Here is a 19,463-nt window from a genome sequence, read left to right on the forward strand (position 1 = left end):
GGAATAGTACGCCCGAACTACTCCGCGACACCACGCGGACGGGTGTGTCTTTCGCCACCCGGAACCGGTACCGTCTCCCTCCGTGGACGGCGGGTGGGAACGCTCCCGCACCGCTTCTACGATCCACCGGGCGCACCGCCGCGCCGCACCGCCGCGACGACGAGGGGGCTCGATGGGCTGGATGACGCGGCTCGTGCGCCACCGTGCCCGCGCCCAGGTCACGATCCTCGCGACGGTGACCGCCGTGACCGTCGTCGGCGCGACGCTGCTCGGGTCGTTCGCGCTGCTGCTCGCCGTGAACGAGAACCGGGCGCTCGACGTCGCGCTGAGCCGCGCGCCGGCCGCCGTCACCGACGTGGGTGTCCGCCTCGACCTCAGCCCGGACCAGCCGGCGCGCCCGGCCCTCGAGGCCGCCGACGAGTACCTGGACCGCCTGCTCGCCGGGCTGCCCGACGCCCGGACCCACTGGCTCCAGTCGCAGTGGCTCGCGGTGCAGGGCACCACGGACCCCGTCTCCCCGCTCGTCTACCTCGGAGCGGTCCCGACCGAGGTGACCGTGGTCGAGGGCACCTGGCCACCGGCGGCGGACGCCGACTCCGCCGTGCCCGTCGCCGTGCCCGTCGCCGTGCCGAGCGCTGCTGCCGAGAGGTACGACTGGGAGCCCGGCGACCGGATCGCGTTCGAGGGCACGAGCGAGCGCTCGCAGGGCGAGCTCGTGGTCGCCGCGGTGTACGTGGCGGAGCCGCCGCGCGCCGCGTGGAGCCGCGAGGTCCTCAGGGGCCGCCTGCACGAGGCCGCCTACCCCTACCCGGGGACGTTCGGCTTCGTCACGACGAACGCGTGGGGACCGCTCCTGGTCGACCCCGACGTGCTGCTGTCCGGGAAGGTCGCGACGCAGTCCGTTCAGGCGGTCGCGCTGCCGGACCTGGACCACGCGACGCGCGCGGACGTCGAAGGGCTGCGGACCCGGCTGTCCACCGCGCAGCAGGACGCGACCGCCGCCTCGGGCGAGGTCGCGGCCTCGGCGGACGTGACCACGGACCTCGACACGACGATCGACACCGCCACGGCCGACCTCGACGTGACGCACGTCAGCGTGGTCCTGCTCGGGCTGATGCTCGTCGTCGTCGCGGTCACCGTGCTCCTGCTGGCGGCGCGCCTGCTCGCCGAGCGCCGGGCGCCCGAGCAGACCCTCATGTCCTCCCGCGGCGCGTCCGGCGGCCAGCTCCTCGGGCTCGCGGCGTCCGAGGCGCTCGTCGTCGCGGTGCTCACGGCGCTCGCGGCACCGTGGCTCGCCCGGCTGCTGTTCTGGGGCGTCACCAGCGTGCCGGCGTTGCGGGGCGCCGGGCTGCACGTGGACCCGGGCCACCCGGTGTCGCTGTGGGTCACCTGCGGCGTGGGGGCGGCGCTGCTCGCGGGCGTGCTCGTCGGTCCCCTGCTGCGGCGCCGCGGTTCGGTCGTGGACACCGAGCAGCAGCTCGTCCGGCAGGACCGCAAGCAGGCGCTCGCACGGTCGGGCGCCGACCTGGCGGTCGTCGCGCTCGCCGCCGTCGCGCTGTGGCAGCTGTCCACCCAGGGCTCGCCCGTGGTCGCCGGGTCGGGACGCATCGACCCGCTCCTGGTCGCCGCGCCGGCGCTCGCCCTGCTCGCGGGCGGCGTGCTGGCCGCGCGCGCCCTCCCGCTCGTCGCGTCGGTCGGCGAACGGCTCGCGACCCGGACGCGCACCCTCGTCGCACCGCTCGCCACCTGGGAGGTCAGCCGCCGCCCGGGGCGTGCGTCCGGAGCCGCCCTGCTGCTCACGCTCGCCATCGCGGTGGGCACCTTCGGCCAGGGCTACCTGCAGACCTGGCGCACCTCGCAGCAGGACCAGGCGGAGGCGGCGATCGGGACGGACCTGCGCGTCGTCGACGCCGACGGCACCCCGCTGGAGCAGGCCGCGGTCGTCGCCGACGAGCACGCGCTGCAGATCGCCAGTCCCGTCGGGTTCGCCGACGCGGGTCTGGGCATCGCCACGGGCCGTGAGGACGCGACCAACGCATCCATGACGCGGCTGCTCGTGCTCGACACCCGCCACACCGCCGATCTGGTGCGAGGGCGGGCGCCGGACGACGCACCCGGCGGCTGGGCCGCCCTGACCGGGGGCCTCGCGCCGACGTCCTACGTGACGGGTCCGCCCGTCCCCGCCGGCACCACCGAGCTGACGCTCACGCTGACGACCTACCTCTCCCTCCCGCTGCCGTCCGCGCTCTCGATCTCGCTGGTCGTGCAGGACCAGCACGGGCTGCGCACGCCGCTCGAGCTGCCGTCGTTCTCGGTGGGCTCGGAGGAGCCGGTCGACCACCGGGTCGAGCTCGCGATCCCGGAGGGGGTCGGTCCGCTGCAGATCGTCGCCGCGACCGCCCGGATCGCCCTCGGCGAGGGCGAGGAGCCGGCCGAGCCCGGCGACCGGACGCTGCCGACCTTCGCGGTGCACCTCACCGACCTGACCGCCCGGGCGGAGGACGGGACCACCACCCCGATCGACCTCACGCGCGCGACCTGGGTGGTGCAGGCGACCACGCCCGGCTGGAGCAGCCAGCTCCCCACCACCTGGGCCGACGAGGAGGGCATGCACCTCGCGGGCGCGCTGCCGCTCGTCGTCGCCGACGCCTCGGCCTTCTCGATCACGTCCTTCCGGCCCGAGCCGATCGTGCACGCGCTGGTCACCCCCGGGGTGCTGGAGGACCTCGGCGCCGACCAGGACGACACGCTCGTCGTCGACGTCGGGGGCGCCCCGGTGCAGCTGCGGGTCGACCGGGTGGTGGACTACCTGCCGGGCATGCCGCGCGGGCAGGGCGTGCTCGTCGACGCCGACGCGATCAGCCGCGCGTCGTGGGCGCGCGGGTCCGCCGCGACGTTCTCCGACGAGTGGTGGGCACGGGTCGACGAGGCCGACGCCCCGGCCGCCGCGCAGCGTCTGACCAGGGCCGAGATGGGCACCGTCACGACCCTCGTGGGCGTCCGTGCCGAGGCGACCGACGGCCCCCTGCGCGTCGGCATCCAGGCCGCGCTCTGGCTCGTGATCGTGGCGTCCGCGGGCCTGGCCGTCGCGGGCATCGCGATGAGCGCGACCGTCGCGGTGCGCACGCGGCGCCTCGAGCTCGCGCGGCTCCAAGCGCTCGGCGCCTCGCGGTCCTCGCTGGTGCGTGCCGTGCTCGCCGAGCACGCGCTGCTCGGCGCGGTGGGCATCGCCGCGGGGCTGGCCGTGGGCTACCTGCTCGCCACCGTGCTGTCCCCGGTGATCACCGTCTCCGCCGCGGGCCTGCCGCCGGTGCCGCCCGTGGTGCTGCAGTGGCCGTGGGCGGCGCAGCTGGCGTTCGTCGGCGGCACCGCCCTGGCGTGCGGGATCGTCGTGCTGACCGTCGCCCAGCTGCTGCTGCGGCGCGCGTCCGGCGCACTGCTCCGACTGGGGGACGAGGGATGACGCACCGACCCACCGCCCCGGACGCGACGCGCGCGCCACGCAGCCTGCGCACGTCGTCGCGTGCGGTCACGGCCGCCGGCCCGCTCGTCGCACGGCGACGCGCCGCGGCCGACCGCGGGATGCTCGTCCTGCTCGGGCTCCTGCTCGGGGCCGTCGTGGTCGCGGCCCTCGCCGCGCCCCGAATGGTGAACTCGGTCGCCGACGACGGCATCCGGTTCGCGGTGCAGGAGTCGCGCCCCTCGAGCGACCTCGTCGCGCGGTTGGACCCCGGCGCGGGCACCGGGGCGATCCGGGACGACGCCGCGGCCGAGCGCACGGTCGTCGCCGCACGCGACCTGGACGCGAACCTGCCCCCCGAGCTCGCGGACGTGCTCGGCGAGCCGGGCATCGCGCTGACGGCCTTCGCCTGGCCGGCGCGGCCGGAGGGCGTGCAGGTCGTCGGCCGCCTCGGCTACGCGGGCAGCGACGTCGTGCGGTGGGTCGACGGGCGCGCGCCGGAGGCGTCGCCCCAGCCGGAGCTCGCGGACGACGCCCCGGTGGCGTCGCTCGCCCGGCGGGTGGAGGTCGGGGTCACCGCCCGGGCCGCGCGCGAGCTCGGCTTCTCCCCCGGCGACGAGATCCGGGTCGGCGGGCTGCTCGTCACCCAGCTCACGGCCGTCGTCACCGGCACGTACGAGGTCGTCGACCCCGCGCAGGCCCAGTGGGTCGACCTGCCGGAGTTCGTCGCACCCACGCCCGGTCCCGCCAACACCGACTCGGTCGCCGGCGTGGGCTTCCTGACGACCGACGCCTCGCTGCCCGACCTCCTCGCCGCCGTCCAGCCCAGCGCCGCCACCCTGCTGGTGCGGTTCCCCGCCGACGCCCCCTCGCTGACGGCCGCCGAGGGGCCCGAGGTCGCCGCGACGGCGACCGGGCTGGTCGCGGACCCCACGCCGCTCACGGTCGGCGACGGTCGCGTGCCCTCCGTCACGACCGAGCTGCCGGCCGTGCTCGAGTCCTACGCGAGCAGGCTGGCCGGGGCGACGGCCCAGGCGTCGGTCGTCATGCTCGGCCTCGTCACGGCCGGCGGGCTGGTCCTGGTGCTCGCCGCCCGGCTGCTGACGATGCGGCGGCGGCGGTTCCTCGACGTCGAGCGGGCACGCGGCGCGGCCGTCGCCTCGGTCGGCTGGCGGGCGCTGCTCGAGTCCGTGCCGCTCACCGCGCTCGCGGCGACCGCGGGCGCGCTGCTCACCTGGGCGCTGCTCCCCTCGGGCCGCGGCACCCCGTGGCCCGCCGTGCTCGTCGTGCTCACCGGCGTCCTGGCGCCGCCCCTGCTCGCCGCGACGGCCGTCATCCCCGCGTGGGCCGGCCGGCGGGTCCCCGCCAACCGCGCCGACCGCGAGCGCGCGGCACGCCAGCGCCGGACGCGCCGGCTCGTGGCCGAGCTGGCCGTCCTCGCCCTCGCGGCTGCGGCCTTCTTCTCCGTGCGAGCACGCGGGCTGCGGCCGACGCGCACCGGTGACGTCGACTGGCTCCTGGCCGCGACGCCCGTGCTCCTGGCCGCCGCCGCGACCCTCCTCGTCGTGCACCTGCTCCCGCCCGTGGTGCGCGCGGCGGCGCGCACCGCCGTGCGGGGGACCGGGGTCGCGGCGCTGGTGGCGACGCGGCGCGCGGTCGCCGGGAGCCGGACCGCGATCCCCGCGCTCACCACGACGGTCGCGGTCGCGCTCGTCGTGTTCTGCGGCGTGACGTCGACGACGGTCGACCGCGGGCAGGAGCGTGCCGCCGACCTCGTCGTGCAGGCCGACGTCCGGCTGGACGGTCCGGTGCCCGACGAGGCGGTCGCCGCGCTCCGCGCGGCGCCGGGAGTGGTGGCCGCCGCGGGCGCGACGCGCCTCGAGGGCCGGACGTTCGGCATCGGCTCGGGCATCAGCGCCCGGCTCCTCGCGGTCGACGCCGAGCAGCTCGCGGCCGTGCGGGCCGCGCTGGGCGCGGACGACGACGGCCTCGCGGCCCTCGCCGCCGCCGACGGCGGGACCCGCGTCCCGGCGCTCGTCAGCCCGAGCCTGCTCAGCACGGCGCGCACCCTCGACCCGCACGTGTGGGTGCGGGAGGAGTTCGCGCCCCTGGAGGTGCTCGGCACGACGAGCATCACGGGCAGCGCCGAGCCCACCGCGACCGTCGTCGTGGACCGGTCCGCCCTCGAGGCGGCGACGGGCAGCGACCTGCAGGTCGACACGGTCTGGGTGGCCGGACCGGGCGCGACGGAGGCGGTCGCGGCGAGCGGGCTCGCCAGCACCGGCGGCGTCGCCGTCCTCTCGCGCTCGGACTGGCTCGACGCGTGGCAGCTGTCCCCGCTGACGGCCGGGCTGCGCAGCCTGCTGGGCGCCGCGGCGCTCGCGCTCGCGCTGCTCGCGGGCATCGCCCTGCTGCTCACCGTCGTCGCGACGTCCCGCGACCGGCGGGCGACGGTCAACGTCCTGCGGACCCTCGGGGCGTCCGAGCGCACCGGGAGCCGGATCGCGGCCGTCGAGGTGCTGCCGACGGCGATCGCCGCGCTGCTCGCCGGCTCCGTGATCGGCGTCGCGGTCCCGTGGCTGCTGACGAGCGCGCTCGGGCTCGGTGCGCTGACCGGCGAGCCGTCGGGCACGCGGGTGGTGGTGACCTGGCAGCCGTTCGCGCTCGCGGTCGTGGCCGTCGTGGTCGCGATCGCGGCGGCCACGCAGGTCGAGGCCTGGCTCCGGCGGCACGACGACCTGGCGGGGGCCATCCGGGAGGCGGAACGATGAGCACGACGAGGGAGGGCGCATGACGACGCTGGACACGCTCGAGGAGCGCGCACAGACCCGCTCGGCCGCGTTCGGCGCGGACGCGCTGATCGTGTGCGACTCGCTGGTGCGCATCTACCAGTCCGAGGGCATCGAGGTGCAGGCGCTGCAGGGGCTCGACCTGCTGGTCGACGACGGCGAGCTCGTCGCGATCGTCGGCGCGTCCGGCTCCGGCAAGTCGACGCTGCTGTCGGTGCTCTCGGGCCTGGACGTCCCGACGGCCGGCCGGGTGCGCGTGGGGCCGTGGGACCTCATGGCGATGACGCCCGCGCAGCGCGTGCAGTACCGCCGGACGATGGTCGGGTTCGTGTGGCAGCAGACCGCGCGCAACCTGGTGCCCTACCTCACCGCGGCGGAGAACGTCGCGTTCCCCCTCGCGCTGGCCGGCACGGGCAGCCGGGAGCGCGCGGCCCGCGCGGCGGAGCTGCTCGAGCTGCTCGGCGTCGCGTACTGCGCCGAGCGGCGCCCCGGGCAGATGTCGGGCGGCGAGCAGCAGCGCGTCGCGATCGCGGTGGCCCTCGCGTGCTCGCCCCGCGTCCTGTTCGCCGACGAGCCCACGGGCGAGCTGGACACGGCCACCTCCCACGACGTGCTCGAGGGCCTGCGGATGGTCAACCGCGAGCTCGGCACCACCGTCGTCGTCGTGACCCACGACCCGGGGGTGAGCGAGCACGTCGAGCGGACCGTCGCGATCCGCGACGGGCGCACGTCGTCGGAGGTCGTGCGCCGCCGGCACACGGCCGACGACGGCACCGAGCACGTGGTCGCGGAGGAGTTCGCCGTGCTCGACCGCGCGGGCCGGGTGCAGCTCCCGCAGGAGTACCGCGAGGCGCTCGAGCTGGCCGGTCGCGTCCGCCTCGCGCTCGAGGACTCGCACGTCTCGGTGTGGCCGGACAAGCCGCGCGTGACGCCGTCGCGCGGGCCCGCGACGGGTCGGCACGCGGCCGTCCCCGAGCCGAGCCGCGGCGAGGCCGCGTCCGACCAGGAGGAGCAGCGATGAGCGTCGAGACCGCGCCGGCGGCGAGCGCCGAGCCGACGAGCGAGCCCATGGTGCTCGTCGAGCACGTGTCCCGCACCTACGGCTCGGGGGACGGGGCGGTGCACGCGGTGCGCGACGTGTCGTTCGCGGTGCACCCGGGCGAGCTCGTCGTGCTCGTCGGACGCTCGGGATCCGGCAAGACGACCCTGCTCAACATGGTGGGCGGGCTCGACAAGCCCGACGAGGGCCGCGTCGTGGTCGACGGGCGGGAGGTCTCCTCGCTCGGCGAGCGCGGGCTCGTCGAGCTGCGCCGCGACGTCGTGTCGTTCGTCTTCCAGACGTTCGGGCTCGTGCCCGTGCTCTCGGCGGCGGAGAACGTCGGCGTCCCGCTGCGGCTGCGCAAGATCGCGCCGAAGGCGCGCGACGAGCGCGTCGCGCTGCTGCTCGACCTCGTCGGGCTGGGCGACCACGCGAACCAGCGGCCGGGCGAGCTGTCGGGCGGTCAGCAGCAGCGGGTCGCGATCGCGCGCGCGCTCGCGAACTCACCGCGCCTGCTCGTCGCCGACGAGCCGACCGGTCAGCTCGACTCGCAGACCGGCGTCGCGATCATGGGCCTGCTGCGTGCCGTCGTCGAGGCCGAGCGGACCACGGCCGTCATCGCGACGCACGACCCGGTGATGATGGCGCTCGCCGACCGCGTGATCCGCGTCCAGGACGGCGTCCTGGTCGACTGACGGGACGGCGGCCCCGGCGCGTCGCGTCCCGGGCCGCCGTGTCGCGGTCAGCTGTTGACCGACGTCCAGCGAAGCGTCTGGCCGTCCGAGTCCTTGAACGCCTGGACCAGCAGCATGATGAAGTCGATCAGCGTCCAGATGCCGAGTCCGCCGAGCGTGAAGATCATCGCGATGCCCGTCCCGACCTTGCCGACGTAGAAGCGGTGGACACCCAGCGTGCCCAGGAAGAAGCACAGGAGGGTGGCGACGAGCAGGTTCTTCTGGCTCGTGTCGGGCAGCGGCGCGGCGGGGTAGGTCATGGTCTCTCCTCGTCTGGCCGTCGGTCAGCGGGGGTGCCGGGCGACGGGCGTCGCGCCGAACCTAGCGACTGCCGCGCGGTCCGGTGGGCCGCTTCCGGGTGAAAGCGCCCACCGGACCGCTCCTCACGCCTCGATGCCCTCCAGCAGCTCGGTGACCAGCGCGGCGACGGGCGAGCGCTCCGAGCGGGTCAGCGTCACGTGGGCGAACAGCGGGTGGCCCTTGAGCGCCTCGATGACCGCGGCGATGCCGTCGTGCCGGCCCACACGGAGGTTGTCGCGCTGCGCGACGTCGTGCGTGAGCACGACGCGCGACGACTGGCCGATGCGGGACAGCACCGTGAGCAGGACGTTGCGCTCGAGCGACTGCGCCTCGTCGACGATCACGTACGCGTCGTGCAGCGAGCGGCCGCGGATGTGCGTGAGCGGCAGGACCTCGAGGATGTCGCGGTCCAGGACCTCCTCGACGACCTCCTTGCTCACCAGCGCGCCGAGCGTGTCGAACACCGCCTGCGCCCAGGGGTTCATCTTCTCGGCCTCGGAGCCCGGCAGGTAGCCCAGCTCCTGCCCACCGACCGCGTACAGCGGCCGGAACACCATGACCTTGCGGTGCTGCCGGCGCTCGAGCACCGCCTCGAGGCCCGCGCACAGCGCGAGCGCGGACTTCCCGGTGCCCGCGCGCCCGCCCAGCGAGACGATGCCGACCTCCTCGTCGAGCAGCAGGTCGATCGCGATCCGCTGCTCGGCGCTGCGGCCGTGCACGCCGAACACGTCCTGGTCGCCCCGGACGAGCTTGATGTGCTTGTCCGCGGTGACCCGGCCGAGCGCCGAGCCGCGCGGGCTGTGCAGCACCAGACCGGTGTGGCACGGCAGGTCGCCGGGGCTCGTCGTCGCACCCGGTGCCCCTCGCAGGTCCGCCACCGGCATGACGTCCGCGAGCGGCAGGGACTCGTGCTCCCACAGCTGGGCCATCTGCTGCTCGGCCAGGTCGAGCGCGTCCATGCCCGTCCAGCCCGACTCGACCGCGAGCTCGTGCCGGTACTCCTCGGCACGCAGCCCGACCGCCGAGGCCTTGACCCGCATCGGCAGGTCCTTGGAGACCACCGTGACGTCGTGGCCCTCTGCGCCGAGGTTCGCCGCGACCGCGAGGATGCGGGTGTCGTTGTCACCCAGGCGGAAACCTGCCGGGAGCACCGTCGGGTCGGTGTGGTTGAGCTCGACGCGCAGCGTCCCGCCCAGGTCCCCGAGCGGGATCGCCTGGTCGAGCCCGCCGTGCTGGATCCGCAGGTCGTCCAGCATCCGCAGCGCGGAGCGGGCGAAGTAGCCGAGCTCCGCGTGGTGCCGCTTGGCCTCGAGCTCCGAGATCACCACGACCGGGAGGACGACGTCGTGCTCCGCGAAGCGGTAGATCGCCCGCGGGTCGGACAGCAGGACCGAGGTGTCGAGCACGTGCGTCCTGCGGCCCTCGTCGGGCGACGACGGGTCGGTCGAGGCGGACGTTCCCTGCTGAGCTGCGCTGCTGACCACGGCCTGCTCCCTCCGGCGCTACGTGCGCCGCAGAAGGCGCCTCCTGCCGGCGTCCCGGTGCGGGACGTGCTGCCGGCGTTCGGCGGCGGGACGGGGGCGGCCGGGCCCTGCGGAGCAGGACCGGGGCCGGCCCTCCTCCCGGAGCGGATGCTCCATGGGCTGGCCTCCCGGGGACGACGGGTGCCGTCCTCTGCCCCGGACGCTAACCCCACCGCGGGCGTGTGACGCGCAACACGCCCCGCCGAAACGCGATGTTCACCTGCGCCCCTCCCGGTGTTCGCCCCGCACCCCACCCACGCCCTGCCCGTCCCGCACCACCCCCGCGCCAGCCCCGTCCGCGAGCGCGGACGCTCGCGGCCCACCGCGGACGCTGACCGTCCGCATTCGACCCGCGTCCGCGCCCGCCCCGTCCGCGAGCGCGGACACTCGCGGCCCACCGCGGACGCTGACCGTCCGCATTCGACCCGCGTCCGCGCCCGCCCCGTCCGCGAGCGCGGACGCTCGCGGCCCACCGCGGACGCTGACCGTCCGCGTTCGACCCGCAACGTCCGCGCTCGGCGGTTGAGGTGGGGTTGGGGGTGAGGGTGAGGTTGGGGGTGGGGTGGGGGCGGGGGTGGGGTGGGGTGGGGTCAGCGGCCTAGGCGGCGTTCGCGGGCGGCGTAGGCGCGGACCGCGCGCAGGAAGTCGACGCGGCGGAAGTCGGGCCAGTAGGCCTCGCAGAAGTAGAACTCCGAGTGCGCCGACTGCCACAGCAGGAATCCGCCGAGCCGCTGCTCCCCCGACGTGCGGATCACCAGGTCCGGGTCCGGCTGGCCCTTGGTGTAGAGGTGCGCGGCGATGTGCTCGACGTCGAACGACTCCGCCATCTCGTCCAGGCTCGCCCCCGCGGCCGACGCGGCGCGCAGGTAGGAGCGCACGGCGTCGGCGATCTCGCGGCGCCCCCCGTAGCCCACGGCCACGTTGACGTGCAGCCCGACGACGTCGCGCGTCGCCGCCTCGGCCGCGCGCAGGGCCGCCGCGGTGCGCTCCGGGAGCAGCTCGAGCGAGCCCACCGCCTGCAGCCGCCAGCGCCGGGTCGCGGCCAGGTCGCGCACGGCGTCCTCGATGATCGCGAGCAGGTCCGCGAGCTCCTCGGGCGGCCGCTGGAGGTTGTCCGTGGAGAGCATCCACAACGTGACGACCTCGACGCCGACGTCCTCGCTCCACCCGAGCAGCTCGGCGATCTTGTCCGCCCCGCGCTGGTGCCCCGTCGCGGCCGACTTGCCGATCGACCGCGCCCACCGGCGGTTGCCGTCCAGGATGACCCCCACGTGCCGCGGTGCACGGTCGGCCGGCAGCGACGCGGCGAGCCGGCGCTCGTACAGCCCGTAGAGCAGGTGGGGCATGCGCACGCGGGCACTCCTCGGGCTGGTCCTCGGGCGGGTGTCGGGCTGTGGTCGGGCGGCGACCGCGCCCACCGTACTCGTCGGACGTGACGTCGTGGCGGGGTCCGCGGACCCGTGGCGTGGCAGTCTCGTGAAGGCCGGTCGACAGCACTACCTACGCCCGCGTAACCTACGGAGACGTAGGTTACGACGAGCGAACACGAGGACCCATGACCGCGACCCCGGACCCGGCCACCTCGGACCCGCTCGCCCCTGAGCCGTCCGGACCGGTCGCGCGCGCCGTGGAGCAGGTCACCGACGCGGTCAAGCCGCACCTGCGCGGCTGGATCCACGCCGGCGTCGCCCCGTTCGTCCTCGCGGCGTCCATCGTGCTCGTCGTGCTCTCCCCCACGCCCGCCGCCACGTGGTCCACCGCGGTGTTCGGGCTGTCCGCCGTGATGCTGTTCGGCACCAGCGCGGTCTACCACCGCGGGCACTGGTCGCCGCGCGTCGCGGGCGTGCTGCGCCGCCTCGACCACACCAACATCTTCCTCATCATCGCGGGCACCTACACGCCGCTCGCGGTGCTCCTGCTCCCGACGAGCACCGCGCGCACGCTCCTCGTCGTGGTGTGGTCCGGCGCGCTGCTCGGGCTGCTGGCGCGCGTGTTCTGGCTCGGTGCGCCGCGGTGGCTCTACGTGCCCATCTACGTGGCGCTCGGCTGGGTCGCGGTCGCGTTCCTGCCGCAGTTCTACCGCTCGGGCGGCCCGGCGATCATGTGGCTCGTCATCGCCGGCGGGCTCGCGTACACGCTCGGCGCGGTCGTCTACGGCATCAAGCGGCCCAACCCCAGCCCGCGCTGGTTCGGGTTCCACGAGATCTTCCACGCGCTCACGGTCGTGGGCTTCACGTGCCACTACGTCGCGGTGTCGATCGCGAGCTACGCCTCGGCGTGACCGCGGCGCGGGCGTCCCGTCAGACGGGGACCACCGCGTACCGCCGGTTCGCGAGCGACGGGTTGCCCACCCGCACCTCGCGCAGCTCCTCCGGGTCGAGGTCCACCGTGCGCAACGCCGGGTCCGGCCCCAGCTCCAGGCCGACCACGCCGTCCGGTCCCACGACGAGCGACCGTCCGACCACGCCTTTGCCCGCCATCCCGACCGCCACCACCGCGCACGTGTTCTCGATCGCGCGCGCGATCGCGAGCGTCCGCCAGTGCATCGCCTTGAGCGGGCCGTCGGCCCACGCGGCCGGCACGACGAGCACCTCCGCACCCGCGTCCACCAGCCGCCGCGCGGACTCGGGGAAGCGCAGGTCGTAGCAGGTCAGCACGCCGAACCGCAGTCCGGCGACGTCCAGCACCAGCGGCGGGGCGTCCGCCGGTCCGGGCTGCAGCCGGTCGGACTCGCGGGTGCCGAACGCGTCGTACAGGTGCACCTTCCGGTACGTCCCGACGAGCGCGCCCGCCCCGTCCACCGCGACGACGGCGTTCACCGCGCGCGGGTCGGCGTCCGTGCCGGGCAGGGTCGTGCCGGCCAGCACCGCGGTGCCCGTGGCGGCGGCCCGCTCGCGCAGCGCGGTCACGAAGGGGCCGCCGAGCGGTTGCGCGTGCTCGCGGCCCACGCCCGCGCGGTGGAACGCCGAGGCGTACTCGGGCAGCACGAGCAGGTCGGCGTGCACCCCGCCCGCGACGTCGAGCGCGTCGCGCGCGGCCTCCCGGTTGGCGGCGTGGTCGTCGGTCGCGGCGACCTGCCCGAGCGTCACCCGGACCGCGGGCCGGCGCGGGGGCTGCGGCGCGCTCACCAGGACCGCACCGGCCTCACGGACGCGGCTCGTCGGGCTCGTCGTCGGCGGGGGAAGCCGGGGGCGTGCCCCAGGCGGGTGCGCCGGTCGGGCGTGCTTCCGGCGCCGCGGGACCGGCCGGGCCGGGGGCCGACTGGCCGCCCTCGTCGTCCTGCTCCGCCTGCTCGCGCGCGCGCCGGTCGACGATCCGCAGGTGCCGCGTGAGCGACAGGAAGATCCCGGCGGCGGCGATCGCCAGCCCGAACGTGAACACGAAGCCCAGGAACCCCGGCGACCCGCCGCCGGCGGGCGTCACGCTCGGGCTCGGGCTGGGCGCCGGGGCAGCCGCCAGCGCGGCGAGCAGCCCGGTCACCGCAGGGCCTCGCGGACGCCCGCGAACAGGTCGTCCTCCGGCAGCGCGGTGCGCACGCGCGACTCGGCGAGCTCGTACTCCTCGGTCGACCACCTCTCGACCTCGACCTCCCGCGGCACCGCGAAGAAGAAGCCGGCGGGGTCGATCTGGGTCGCGTGCGCCCGCAGCGCCGCGTCCCGCTGGTCGAAGTACGCGGCGCACTCGATCCGGGTCGTCACCTCGCGCTCGGGGATCTCCCGCGCCTGGCGCGACTCGATCCAGTCGCCGAACGGCGACTCGCCGCCGGCCTCGAGGATCGCCTCGTGGACCGCGCGCAGCCGCGCGAGCGAGAAGCCGTGGTTGTAGTAGAGCTTGAGCGGGGTCCACGGCTCGCCGCGCCCGCGATAGCGCTCGGGGTCACCCGCGGCGGCGAACGCCTCGACCGAGACGCGGTGGCACATCACGTGGTCGGGGTGCGGGTAGCCGCCCGTCGGGTCGTACGTCGTCATGACGTGCGGCCGGAACTCGCGGACGATCTCGACGAGCGGCGCGGTCGCCTCCTCGAGCGGCACCAGCGCGAAGCAGCCCTCGGGCAGCGGCGGCAGCGGGTCGCCCTCCGGCAGGCCGGAGTCGACGAAGCCGAGCCAGTGCTGGCGCACGCCCAGCGCCGCGGCCGCCTCCGCCATCTCCACGCGCCGGACCGCGCGCATGCCCTCGATCCCGCCCTCCACGGCGCCGTACGCGGCGTTGAGCACGTCGCCGCGCTCGCCGCCCGTGCACGTCACGACGAGCACCTCGACGCCCTCGGCGGCGTAGCGCGCCGTGGTGGCGGCGCCCTTGCTGGACTCGTCGTCCGGGTGGGCGTGGACCGCCATCAGGCGGAGGGGCTCGTGGGCCGCTCCGGCGGTGGGGTGGGCGGTCGATGGCACGGCAGTCTCCTCGGGCACGGGACAATGATCCCCTACGACCGCCGCAGGCGGCGCGTGCCTGCCGGCGTCGACCCGCCGGGTCCGGCGCGCGGCCGCCCCGAGCCCCTGGAGGACAGCGTGACGAGCAGCTCACCGGCGCTCCCGCCCGGCCGCTACGGCCCGGAGCCGGGACGTGGCTCCCGGTGGGCGCGCGTGCTCGTCGTCGGCGGCGCGGTGCTCGTCGGGCTCGTCGTCGTGGCGTTCCTCGCCACCGGCGCGCTGCGCGACCCGGTGCAGTGGAAGGACGTCGGCTTCTCGGTGCACGACGCGGGGTCCATGGACGTCACGTTCGAGGTCACCAAGGACCCCGAGGCGACCGCGGTGTGCCGCGTCCAGGGGCTGTCCCAGTCCTACGCCGAGGTCGGCGTCCAGGAGGTCGAGATCGGCCCCGGCGCCCGCACCCAGCGGGTGACCGTGACGGTGCCCACCGCGGAGCTCGCGGTGTCCGCCACCGTCGACACGTGCGAGCTCGCCGAGGGCTGAGCGGGCACGCTTGCTATCCTGGGCGTTTCGCACGCCGCCCCGGCTGCTGCGCCGCCCGCGTGACCATGCTGACGTCAGCTGAACTCACGCGGCCGGCCCCCAGCCCACGGTCGACACGCGACCGGACGGCGACACCCCCGACGCACCGGTCCCGCCTGCGGTCCCACCGCGGTCGCGGGTCTCCGGCTGCCCAGGACGACGAAGGCAAGGAAGGAGCGATCGTGACCGACACGACTGCGGCCACATGGCTGACGCAGGAGGCCTACGACCGCCTCAGCGCCGAGCTCGAGGAGCTCAAGGGTCCCCGGCGTGAGGAGATCACGCAGCGCATCTCCGCGGCGCGCGACGAGGGCGACCTCAAGGAGAACGGCGGCTACCACGCGGCCCGCGAGGAGCAGGGCAAGAACGAGGCGCGCATCCGCGAGCTCGAGGCCAAGCTGCGCAACGTCCAGATCGGCACGCCCCCCGACGACGGGGTCGTCGAGCCGGGGATGGTCGTGACCGCGCTGGTCGCGGGCGACGAGGAGCGGTTCCTGCTCGGCTCGCGCGAGATGGCCGGCACCACGGACATCCAGGTGTTCTCCCCGACGTCGCCGCTCGGCGCGTCGATCAACGGCCGCTCGGTCGGCGAGACCGTGAGCTACGAGGCGCCCAACGGCCGCGAGATCACGGTCAAGATCGTCGACGCGAAGCCCTTCCAGGGCTGAGCGCCGCACCCCGCACCACCCCGGGAGGGGCGCCGACGACCGCGTCGGCGCCCCTCCCGTCGTCTCCGGCTCGTCTCCGGCACGGCGGGTCGTCCGGCAGGGCAGGTCGTCGAGCACGGCGGGTCGTCCGGCACGGCGGGTCGTCCGGGACGGTGGGCCGACGCGCGCGCACCCCGTCAGTCGGTGAGCCGGTAGCCCTGGCCGCGCAGCGTGGCGAGCACGCTGGCGCAGTGGTCGGGACCCTTGGTCTCGACCTGCACCTCGATCGCGACCTCGTCGACCGCGAGCTCGCCCTGCGTGCGCACGTGCGACACGTGCATGACGTTGGAGCCGGTGGCCGCGAGGTCGCGCAGCAGGTCCGCCAGCGCGCCCGGCCGGTCGGCGATGCGCAGGTGCAGCCACAGGAACCGGCCCGCCGACGCGAGCCCGTGCCGCACCACGCGCAGCAGCACCTGCGGGTCGATGTTGCCGCCGGACAGGATCGCCACGACCGGGCCCTCGAACTCGCCCGGAGCCGCCATCAGGGCGGCGACGGCCGCGGCCCCCGAGGGCTCCACGAGCAGCTTCGCCCGCTCGGCCACCAGCAGGAGCGCGCGGGACAGGTCCTCCTCCGAGACCGTGCGGATCTCCGTGCCCGCGCGGGCGAGGACGTCGAACGGCACGTCGCCGGGCAGCCCGATCGCGATCCCGTCGGCCATGGTGCGCAGCTCCGGCGCGCGCTGCGGCCGACCGGCCGCGAGCGAGGCCGGGTACGCCGCGGCGTGCGCGGCCTGGACGCCGACCACCCGGACGTCCGGCCGCAGGGCCGCGAGCGCGGTGACCACGCCGGCCGCCAGACCGCCGCCGCCCACAGGCACGATCACCGTCGCCACGTCCGGCACCTGCTCGACGATCTCGAGGCCGACCGTCCCCTGCCCCGCGAGCACGTCGGGGTGGTCGAACGGGTGGATGAGCGCCGCGCCGGTGCGGGCGGCGTACTGCCGGGCGTGCTGCAGCGCCTCGTCGACGCTGGTGCCCGCGAGCTCGACGCGCGCGCCGTACTCGCGCGTCGCCGCGATCTTGGGCAGCGCGGCGTCCACGGGCATGAAGACCACTGCGTCGAGGCCGAGCAGCCGTGCCGCGAGGGCGACGCCCTGCGCGTGGTTGCCCGCGCTCGCGGCCACCACGCCGTGCGCCTTCTCGTCGTCCGACAGACCGGACATCCGGGTGTACGCGCCGCGGATCTTGAACGAGCCAGCGCGCTGCAGGTTCTCGCACTTGAGGAGCACGGGGACGCCCGCGATCTCCGAGAGGGCGCGGCTGGTCTCCACCGGGGTGCGCTCGGCCACGCCGTCGAGCAGCGCCGCGGCACGACGCACGTCGTCGATCGTGGTCACCGCAGGGTGCCGGCCTCGTCGTCGCCCCCGCGCCGGCCGTCGCGGGCGCCCGGCTCGCCGCCACCCGCGTCGTCGAGGTCCGTGGCGGCCCCCGTCTCCGCGCCCGTGGCCGGCTCCTCGCCGAGGTCGACCTGGTCCCCGGTCGCGGCACGCTCGACCTCCTGCTCGGCCATCTGCGCGATCGCCCGGTCGAGCACGGGATGGCCGCGGCCGCGGAGCGCCACGTGGTCGTCGTGACCGAGCTGGGGGAACTTGTCGTGCCCGTGCAGGTACAGGATCACGGTGTTGAGCACGGCGATGACCGGCACCGCGAACAGCGCGCCGAGGATCCCCGCCATGAACGAGCCCGCCGCCACGCCCAGCAGCACCGCGACCGGGTGCAGCGAGACCGCGTGACCCATGAGGAACGGCTGCAGCACGTGCCCCTCGAGCTGCTGGACCCCCAGGACGACCGCGAGCATGATCAGCGCGACCACCGGTCCGTGCGCGACGAGCGCGACGAGCACCGCGACGGCCCCGGTGACCACCGCACCGACGATCGGGATGAACGACCCGAGGAACACCAGGATGGCGAGCGGGAAGGCGAGCGGCACCTGCAGGATCGCCGCGCCCACGCCGATGCCGGTCGCGTCCACCGCCGCCACGAGGATCTGCGTGCGGGTGTAGGCGCCCAGGGTGACGAGCCCGCGCCGGCCGGCCTGGTGCACGTGCTCGCGCGAGCCCCGCGGCAGCAGGCCGACGACCCAGGACCAGATCGAGCGGCCGTCGAGCAGGAAGAAGAACGTGCAGAACAGCGCGATCACGGCGCCCGCCAGGACGTGCCCGATCGTCACCGTGGCGTGCAGCGCGCCCGCGGCGATGGTCGAGCTGTTGGCCGAGGCCGCCTCCTGCGCCTGGTCGATCCAGCCCTGCAGGTTGTCGGTCGACAGCTGCAGCGGGCCCTCCGCGAGCCAGGTCATCACCTGGTCGATGCCCTGCTGCGCCTGGTCCCACAGGTCCGCCATGCCGACGACCACCGAGCGTCCGGCCAGGACCAGCAGGCCCACGACGAGCACGACCATCCCGACCACCGCGATGCCGGCCGCCGCCGCCTTCCCGAGCCGGGCGCGCCCGTGCAGGAACGTCACGACGGGGTGCAGCAGCACAGCCAGCAGCAGCGCGACCGCCACCGGCACCACGACGAGCTTGAGGTAGGCGATCAGCGCGACGACCACGACCGTCGCGACGGCGATCAGGATGAGCCGCCAGGACCACTCGGCGGCGCGGCGCACCGAGATCGGCACGGCCTGCGCCGGGTCCGTCCCCACCGTGCCCCCCTGGCCCGCGGCCGCGGCCGGCTCGGGCGGTCCGGCGCTGGTGACCGGTGCGGTCTGCTGCTGGGCGGCCGGGGCCGGCTCACGCGTGGGCGTCATGCTGCTCAGGTTATGTCCACCGGGTGGGCGGCGCCGTTCCCCCCGCCGCCGCCCACCCGCCGGCCGCACGGGTTCCCCCGACCCCGCACGGCGTCACGTGGCTCTGCCGCCGGCAGGCCGCGGGCGACGAGCCGCGCGGCAGCGACCGGCTGGGTCTGACGGTAGGGCTCCCGCGCCGCGCGCGGAACCCGCTGTCCACGTGGAGCCGGACCACGGTCCAGGTCGCGGCGCTCCTCTCCCGCCCCGCCTCGCCCTCGCGCGCGTCGGGAACACGCGCACGCGCGCGACGGTTGATCGCGTCGGAGGGCGAGACCCGCCGCGGCACCGCGGTCGGGAGGGACCGGTCTCCACCGGCCCGCCGCCCCCGGAGAGGACGCATCATGACGAACTTCGGATCGCTGTTCGGCTCGGCGCTGCGCTCGACGATGGTCTCGCCCGAGCGCGCGCTGTCCGGCCGCGACGGCTACCGCTACGAGATCCCGGCCACCCACACCGTGCTCGGGACGCCGCTGCAGGGTCCGTGGCCGGAGGGCACCGCGACGCTCTACGTGGCGATGGGGTGCTTCTGGGGAGCCGAGCGCGCCTTCTGGCAGCTGCCGGGCGTGGTGACCACCGCCGTCGGGTACCAGGGCGGGTTCACGCCGTTCCCGAGCTACCAGGAGGTGTGCACCGGGATGACCGGGCACACCGAGACGGTCCTGGTCGCCTACGACCCGACCGTGGTCAGCCACACCGACGTCCTGCAGAAGTTCTGGGAGTCGCACGACCCCACGCAGGGCTACCGCCAGGGCAACGACGTCGGCACGCAGTACCGCTCCGCGGTGTTCACGACGAGCCCCGAGCAGGCCGAGGCCGCGCGCACCACGCGCGAGGCGTACCAGCCGCGCTTGACCGCCGCGGGGTACGGCGCCATCACCACCGAGGTGCGGACGGCCGACGAGGCGGGCACGTTCTTCTACGCCGAGGACTACCACCAGCAGTACCTGGACAAGAACCCGGGCGGCTACTGCGGCCTCGGCGGCACGGGTGTCTCCTGCCCCCTGCCGACCGGCGCCTAGGCATGACGCGAGCCCGGCCCTGCGGGACCGGGCTCGCGGTGTCGCCATGGCCTCGAGGAGAGAGTCGGCGGACCGTCGCACCCCGTTGTGCTCCGGCCGAGCCCGACGCTAGGTCGTCGACGGTTGCCCCGGTGCGCGTGTCCACGCGGCGTGGG

General features: G+C 75.7%; 16 protein-coding genes. 8 read left to right on the forward strand and 8 right to left on the reverse strand.

Annotated elements, in window-relative coordinates:
* The first annotated feature begins 172 nt into the window (after positions 1–172).
* Genes KIN34_RS00860 through KIN34_RS00875 form a run of 4 tightly spaced genes read left to right on the forward strand, consistent with a single transcriptional unit; the run spans position 173 to position 7,983 of the window.
* The gene (locus KIN34_RS00860) at positions 173–3,463 is read left to right on the forward strand and encodes an ABC transporter permease (protein WP_214345840.1); all 3,291 of its coding nucleotides are present in this window, start codon (positions 173–175) and stop codon (positions 3,461–3,463) included.
* Positions 3,460–6,231: an FtsX-like permease family protein gene (locus tag KIN34_RS00865; RefSeq protein WP_214345841.1), complete on the forward strand. Its 2,772-nt coding sequence runs from the start codon at positions 3,460–3,462 to the stop codon at positions 6,229–6,231. Before KIN34_RS00860 ends, KIN34_RS00865 begins: the two co-directional genes overlap by 4 nt.
* A gap of 19 nt (positions 6,232–6,250) precedes the next feature.
* Positions 6,251–7,270, forward strand: a complete 1,020-nt coding sequence (locus tag KIN34_RS00870) for an ABC transporter ATP-binding protein (RefSeq protein ID WP_214345842.1) — start codon at positions 6,251–6,253, stop codon at positions 7,268–7,270.
* On the forward strand, positions 7,267–7,983 hold the full coding sequence (locus tag KIN34_RS00875; RefSeq protein ID WP_237689016.1) for an ABC transporter ATP-binding protein: 717 nt from the start codon (positions 7,267–7,269) through the stop codon (positions 7,981–7,983). Before KIN34_RS00870 ends, KIN34_RS00875 begins: the two co-directional genes overlap by 4 nt.
* 47 nt (positions 7,984–8,030) lie before the next feature.
* Here KIN34_RS00875 and KIN34_RS00880 read toward each other — a convergent pair whose 3' ends face one another.
* From KIN34_RS00880 to KIN34_RS00890, 3 genes are all read right to left on the reverse strand, one after another.
* Complete coding sequence (locus tag KIN34_RS00880; protein WP_214345843.1) at positions 8,031–8,282, reverse strand: TM2 domain-containing protein; 252 nt, start codon at positions 8,280–8,282, stop codon at positions 8,031–8,033.
* A gap of 123 nt (positions 8,283–8,405) precedes the next feature.
* Positions 8,406–9,806, reverse strand: a complete 1,401-nt coding sequence (gene phoH2 / locus KIN34_RS00885) for an RNA 5'-3' helicase PhoH2 (protein ID WP_214345844.1) — start codon at positions 9,804–9,806, stop codon at positions 8,406–8,408.
* A 629-nt stretch (positions 9,807–10,435) separates the two neighbouring features.
* Positions 10,436–11,197: an isoprenyl transferase gene (locus KIN34_RS00890; protein WP_307858023.1), complete on the reverse strand. Its 762-nt coding sequence runs from the start codon at positions 11,195–11,197 to the stop codon at positions 10,436–10,438.
* A 203-nt stretch (positions 11,198–11,400) separates the two neighbouring features.
* Between KIN34_RS00890 and trhA the strand changes: the two genes are divergently transcribed.
* The gene (trhA, locus tag KIN34_RS00895) at positions 11,401–12,126 is read left to right on the forward strand and encodes a PAQR family membrane homeostasis protein TrhA (protein WP_214345845.1); all 726 of its coding nucleotides are present in this window, start codon (positions 11,401–11,403) and stop codon (positions 12,124–12,126) included.
* A 19-nt stretch (positions 12,127–12,145) separates the two neighbouring features.
* Here the strand turns inward: trhA and KIN34_RS00900 are convergent, their stop codons facing one another.
* Genes KIN34_RS00900 through mca form a run of 3 tightly spaced genes read right to left on the reverse strand, consistent with a single transcriptional unit; the run spans position 12,146 to position 14,179 of the window.
* On the reverse strand, positions 12,146–12,973 hold the full coding sequence (locus tag KIN34_RS00900; RefSeq protein ID WP_372449512.1) for a carbon-nitrogen hydrolase family protein: 828 nt from the start codon (positions 12,971–12,973) through the stop codon (positions 12,146–12,148).
* Positions 12,974–12,989: 16 nt separating this feature from the next.
* Positions 12,990–13,325 carry a hypothetical protein gene (locus KIN34_RS00905; protein ID WP_214345846.1) on the reverse strand — a complete coding sequence of 112 codons (336 nt, stop codon included), beginning with the start codon at positions 13,323–13,325 and terminating at the stop codon, positions 12,990–12,992.
* Positions 13,322–14,179: a mycothiol conjugate amidase Mca gene (gene mca / locus KIN34_RS00910; protein WP_214351608.1), complete on the reverse strand. Its 858-nt coding sequence runs from the start codon at positions 14,177–14,179 to the stop codon at positions 13,322–13,324. The genes KIN34_RS00905 and mca overlap by 4 nt, the downstream gene beginning before the upstream one ends.
* A gap of 171 nt (positions 14,180–14,350) precedes the next feature.
* Here mca and KIN34_RS00915 point away from each other — a divergent pair, with 171 nt between their 5' ends.
* Positions 14,351–14,755, forward strand: a complete 405-nt coding sequence (locus tag KIN34_RS00915; RefSeq protein WP_307858024.1) for a DUF4307 domain-containing protein — start codon at positions 14,351–14,353, stop codon at positions 14,753–14,755.
* Positions 14,756–14,976: 221 nt separating this feature from the next.
* Positions 14,977–15,462: a transcription elongation factor GreA gene (gene greA / locus KIN34_RS00920; protein WP_214345848.1), complete on the forward strand. Its 486-nt coding sequence runs from the start codon at positions 14,977–14,979 to the stop codon at positions 15,460–15,462.
* Positions 15,463–15,638: 176 nt separating this feature from the next.
* On the opposite strand, the gene ilvA is transcribed toward greA, so the two are convergent.
* Positions 15,639–16,838 (reverse strand): threonine ammonia-lyase, encoded by a 1,200-nt coding sequence (ilvA, locus tag KIN34_RS00925; RefSeq protein ID WP_214345849.1) that lies wholly within the window; start codon positions 16,836–16,838, stop codon positions 15,639–15,641.
* A complete protein-coding gene (locus KIN34_RS00930; protein WP_214345850.1) occupies positions 16,835–18,250 on the reverse strand; it encodes an AI-2E family transporter in 1,416 nt (471 codons plus the stop codon). The genes ilvA and KIN34_RS00930 overlap by 4 nt, the downstream gene beginning before the upstream one ends.
* Positions 18,251–18,630: 380 nt before the next feature.
* Between KIN34_RS00930 and msrA the strand changes: the two genes are divergently transcribed.
* Positions 18,631–19,308 carry a peptide-methionine (S)-S-oxide reductase MsrA gene (gene msrA, locus KIN34_RS00935; protein WP_214345851.1) on the forward strand — a complete coding sequence of 226 codons (678 nt, stop codon included), beginning with the start codon at positions 18,631–18,633 and terminating at the stop codon, positions 19,306–19,308.
* The last annotated feature ends 155 nt before the right edge of the window (positions 19,309–19,463 follow it).

The organism is Cellulomonas fulva (genome assembly GCF_018531375.1).
Taxonomy (GTDB): Bacteria; Actinomycetota; Actinomycetes; order Actinomycetales; family Cellulomonadaceae; genus Cellulomonas; species Cellulomonas fulva.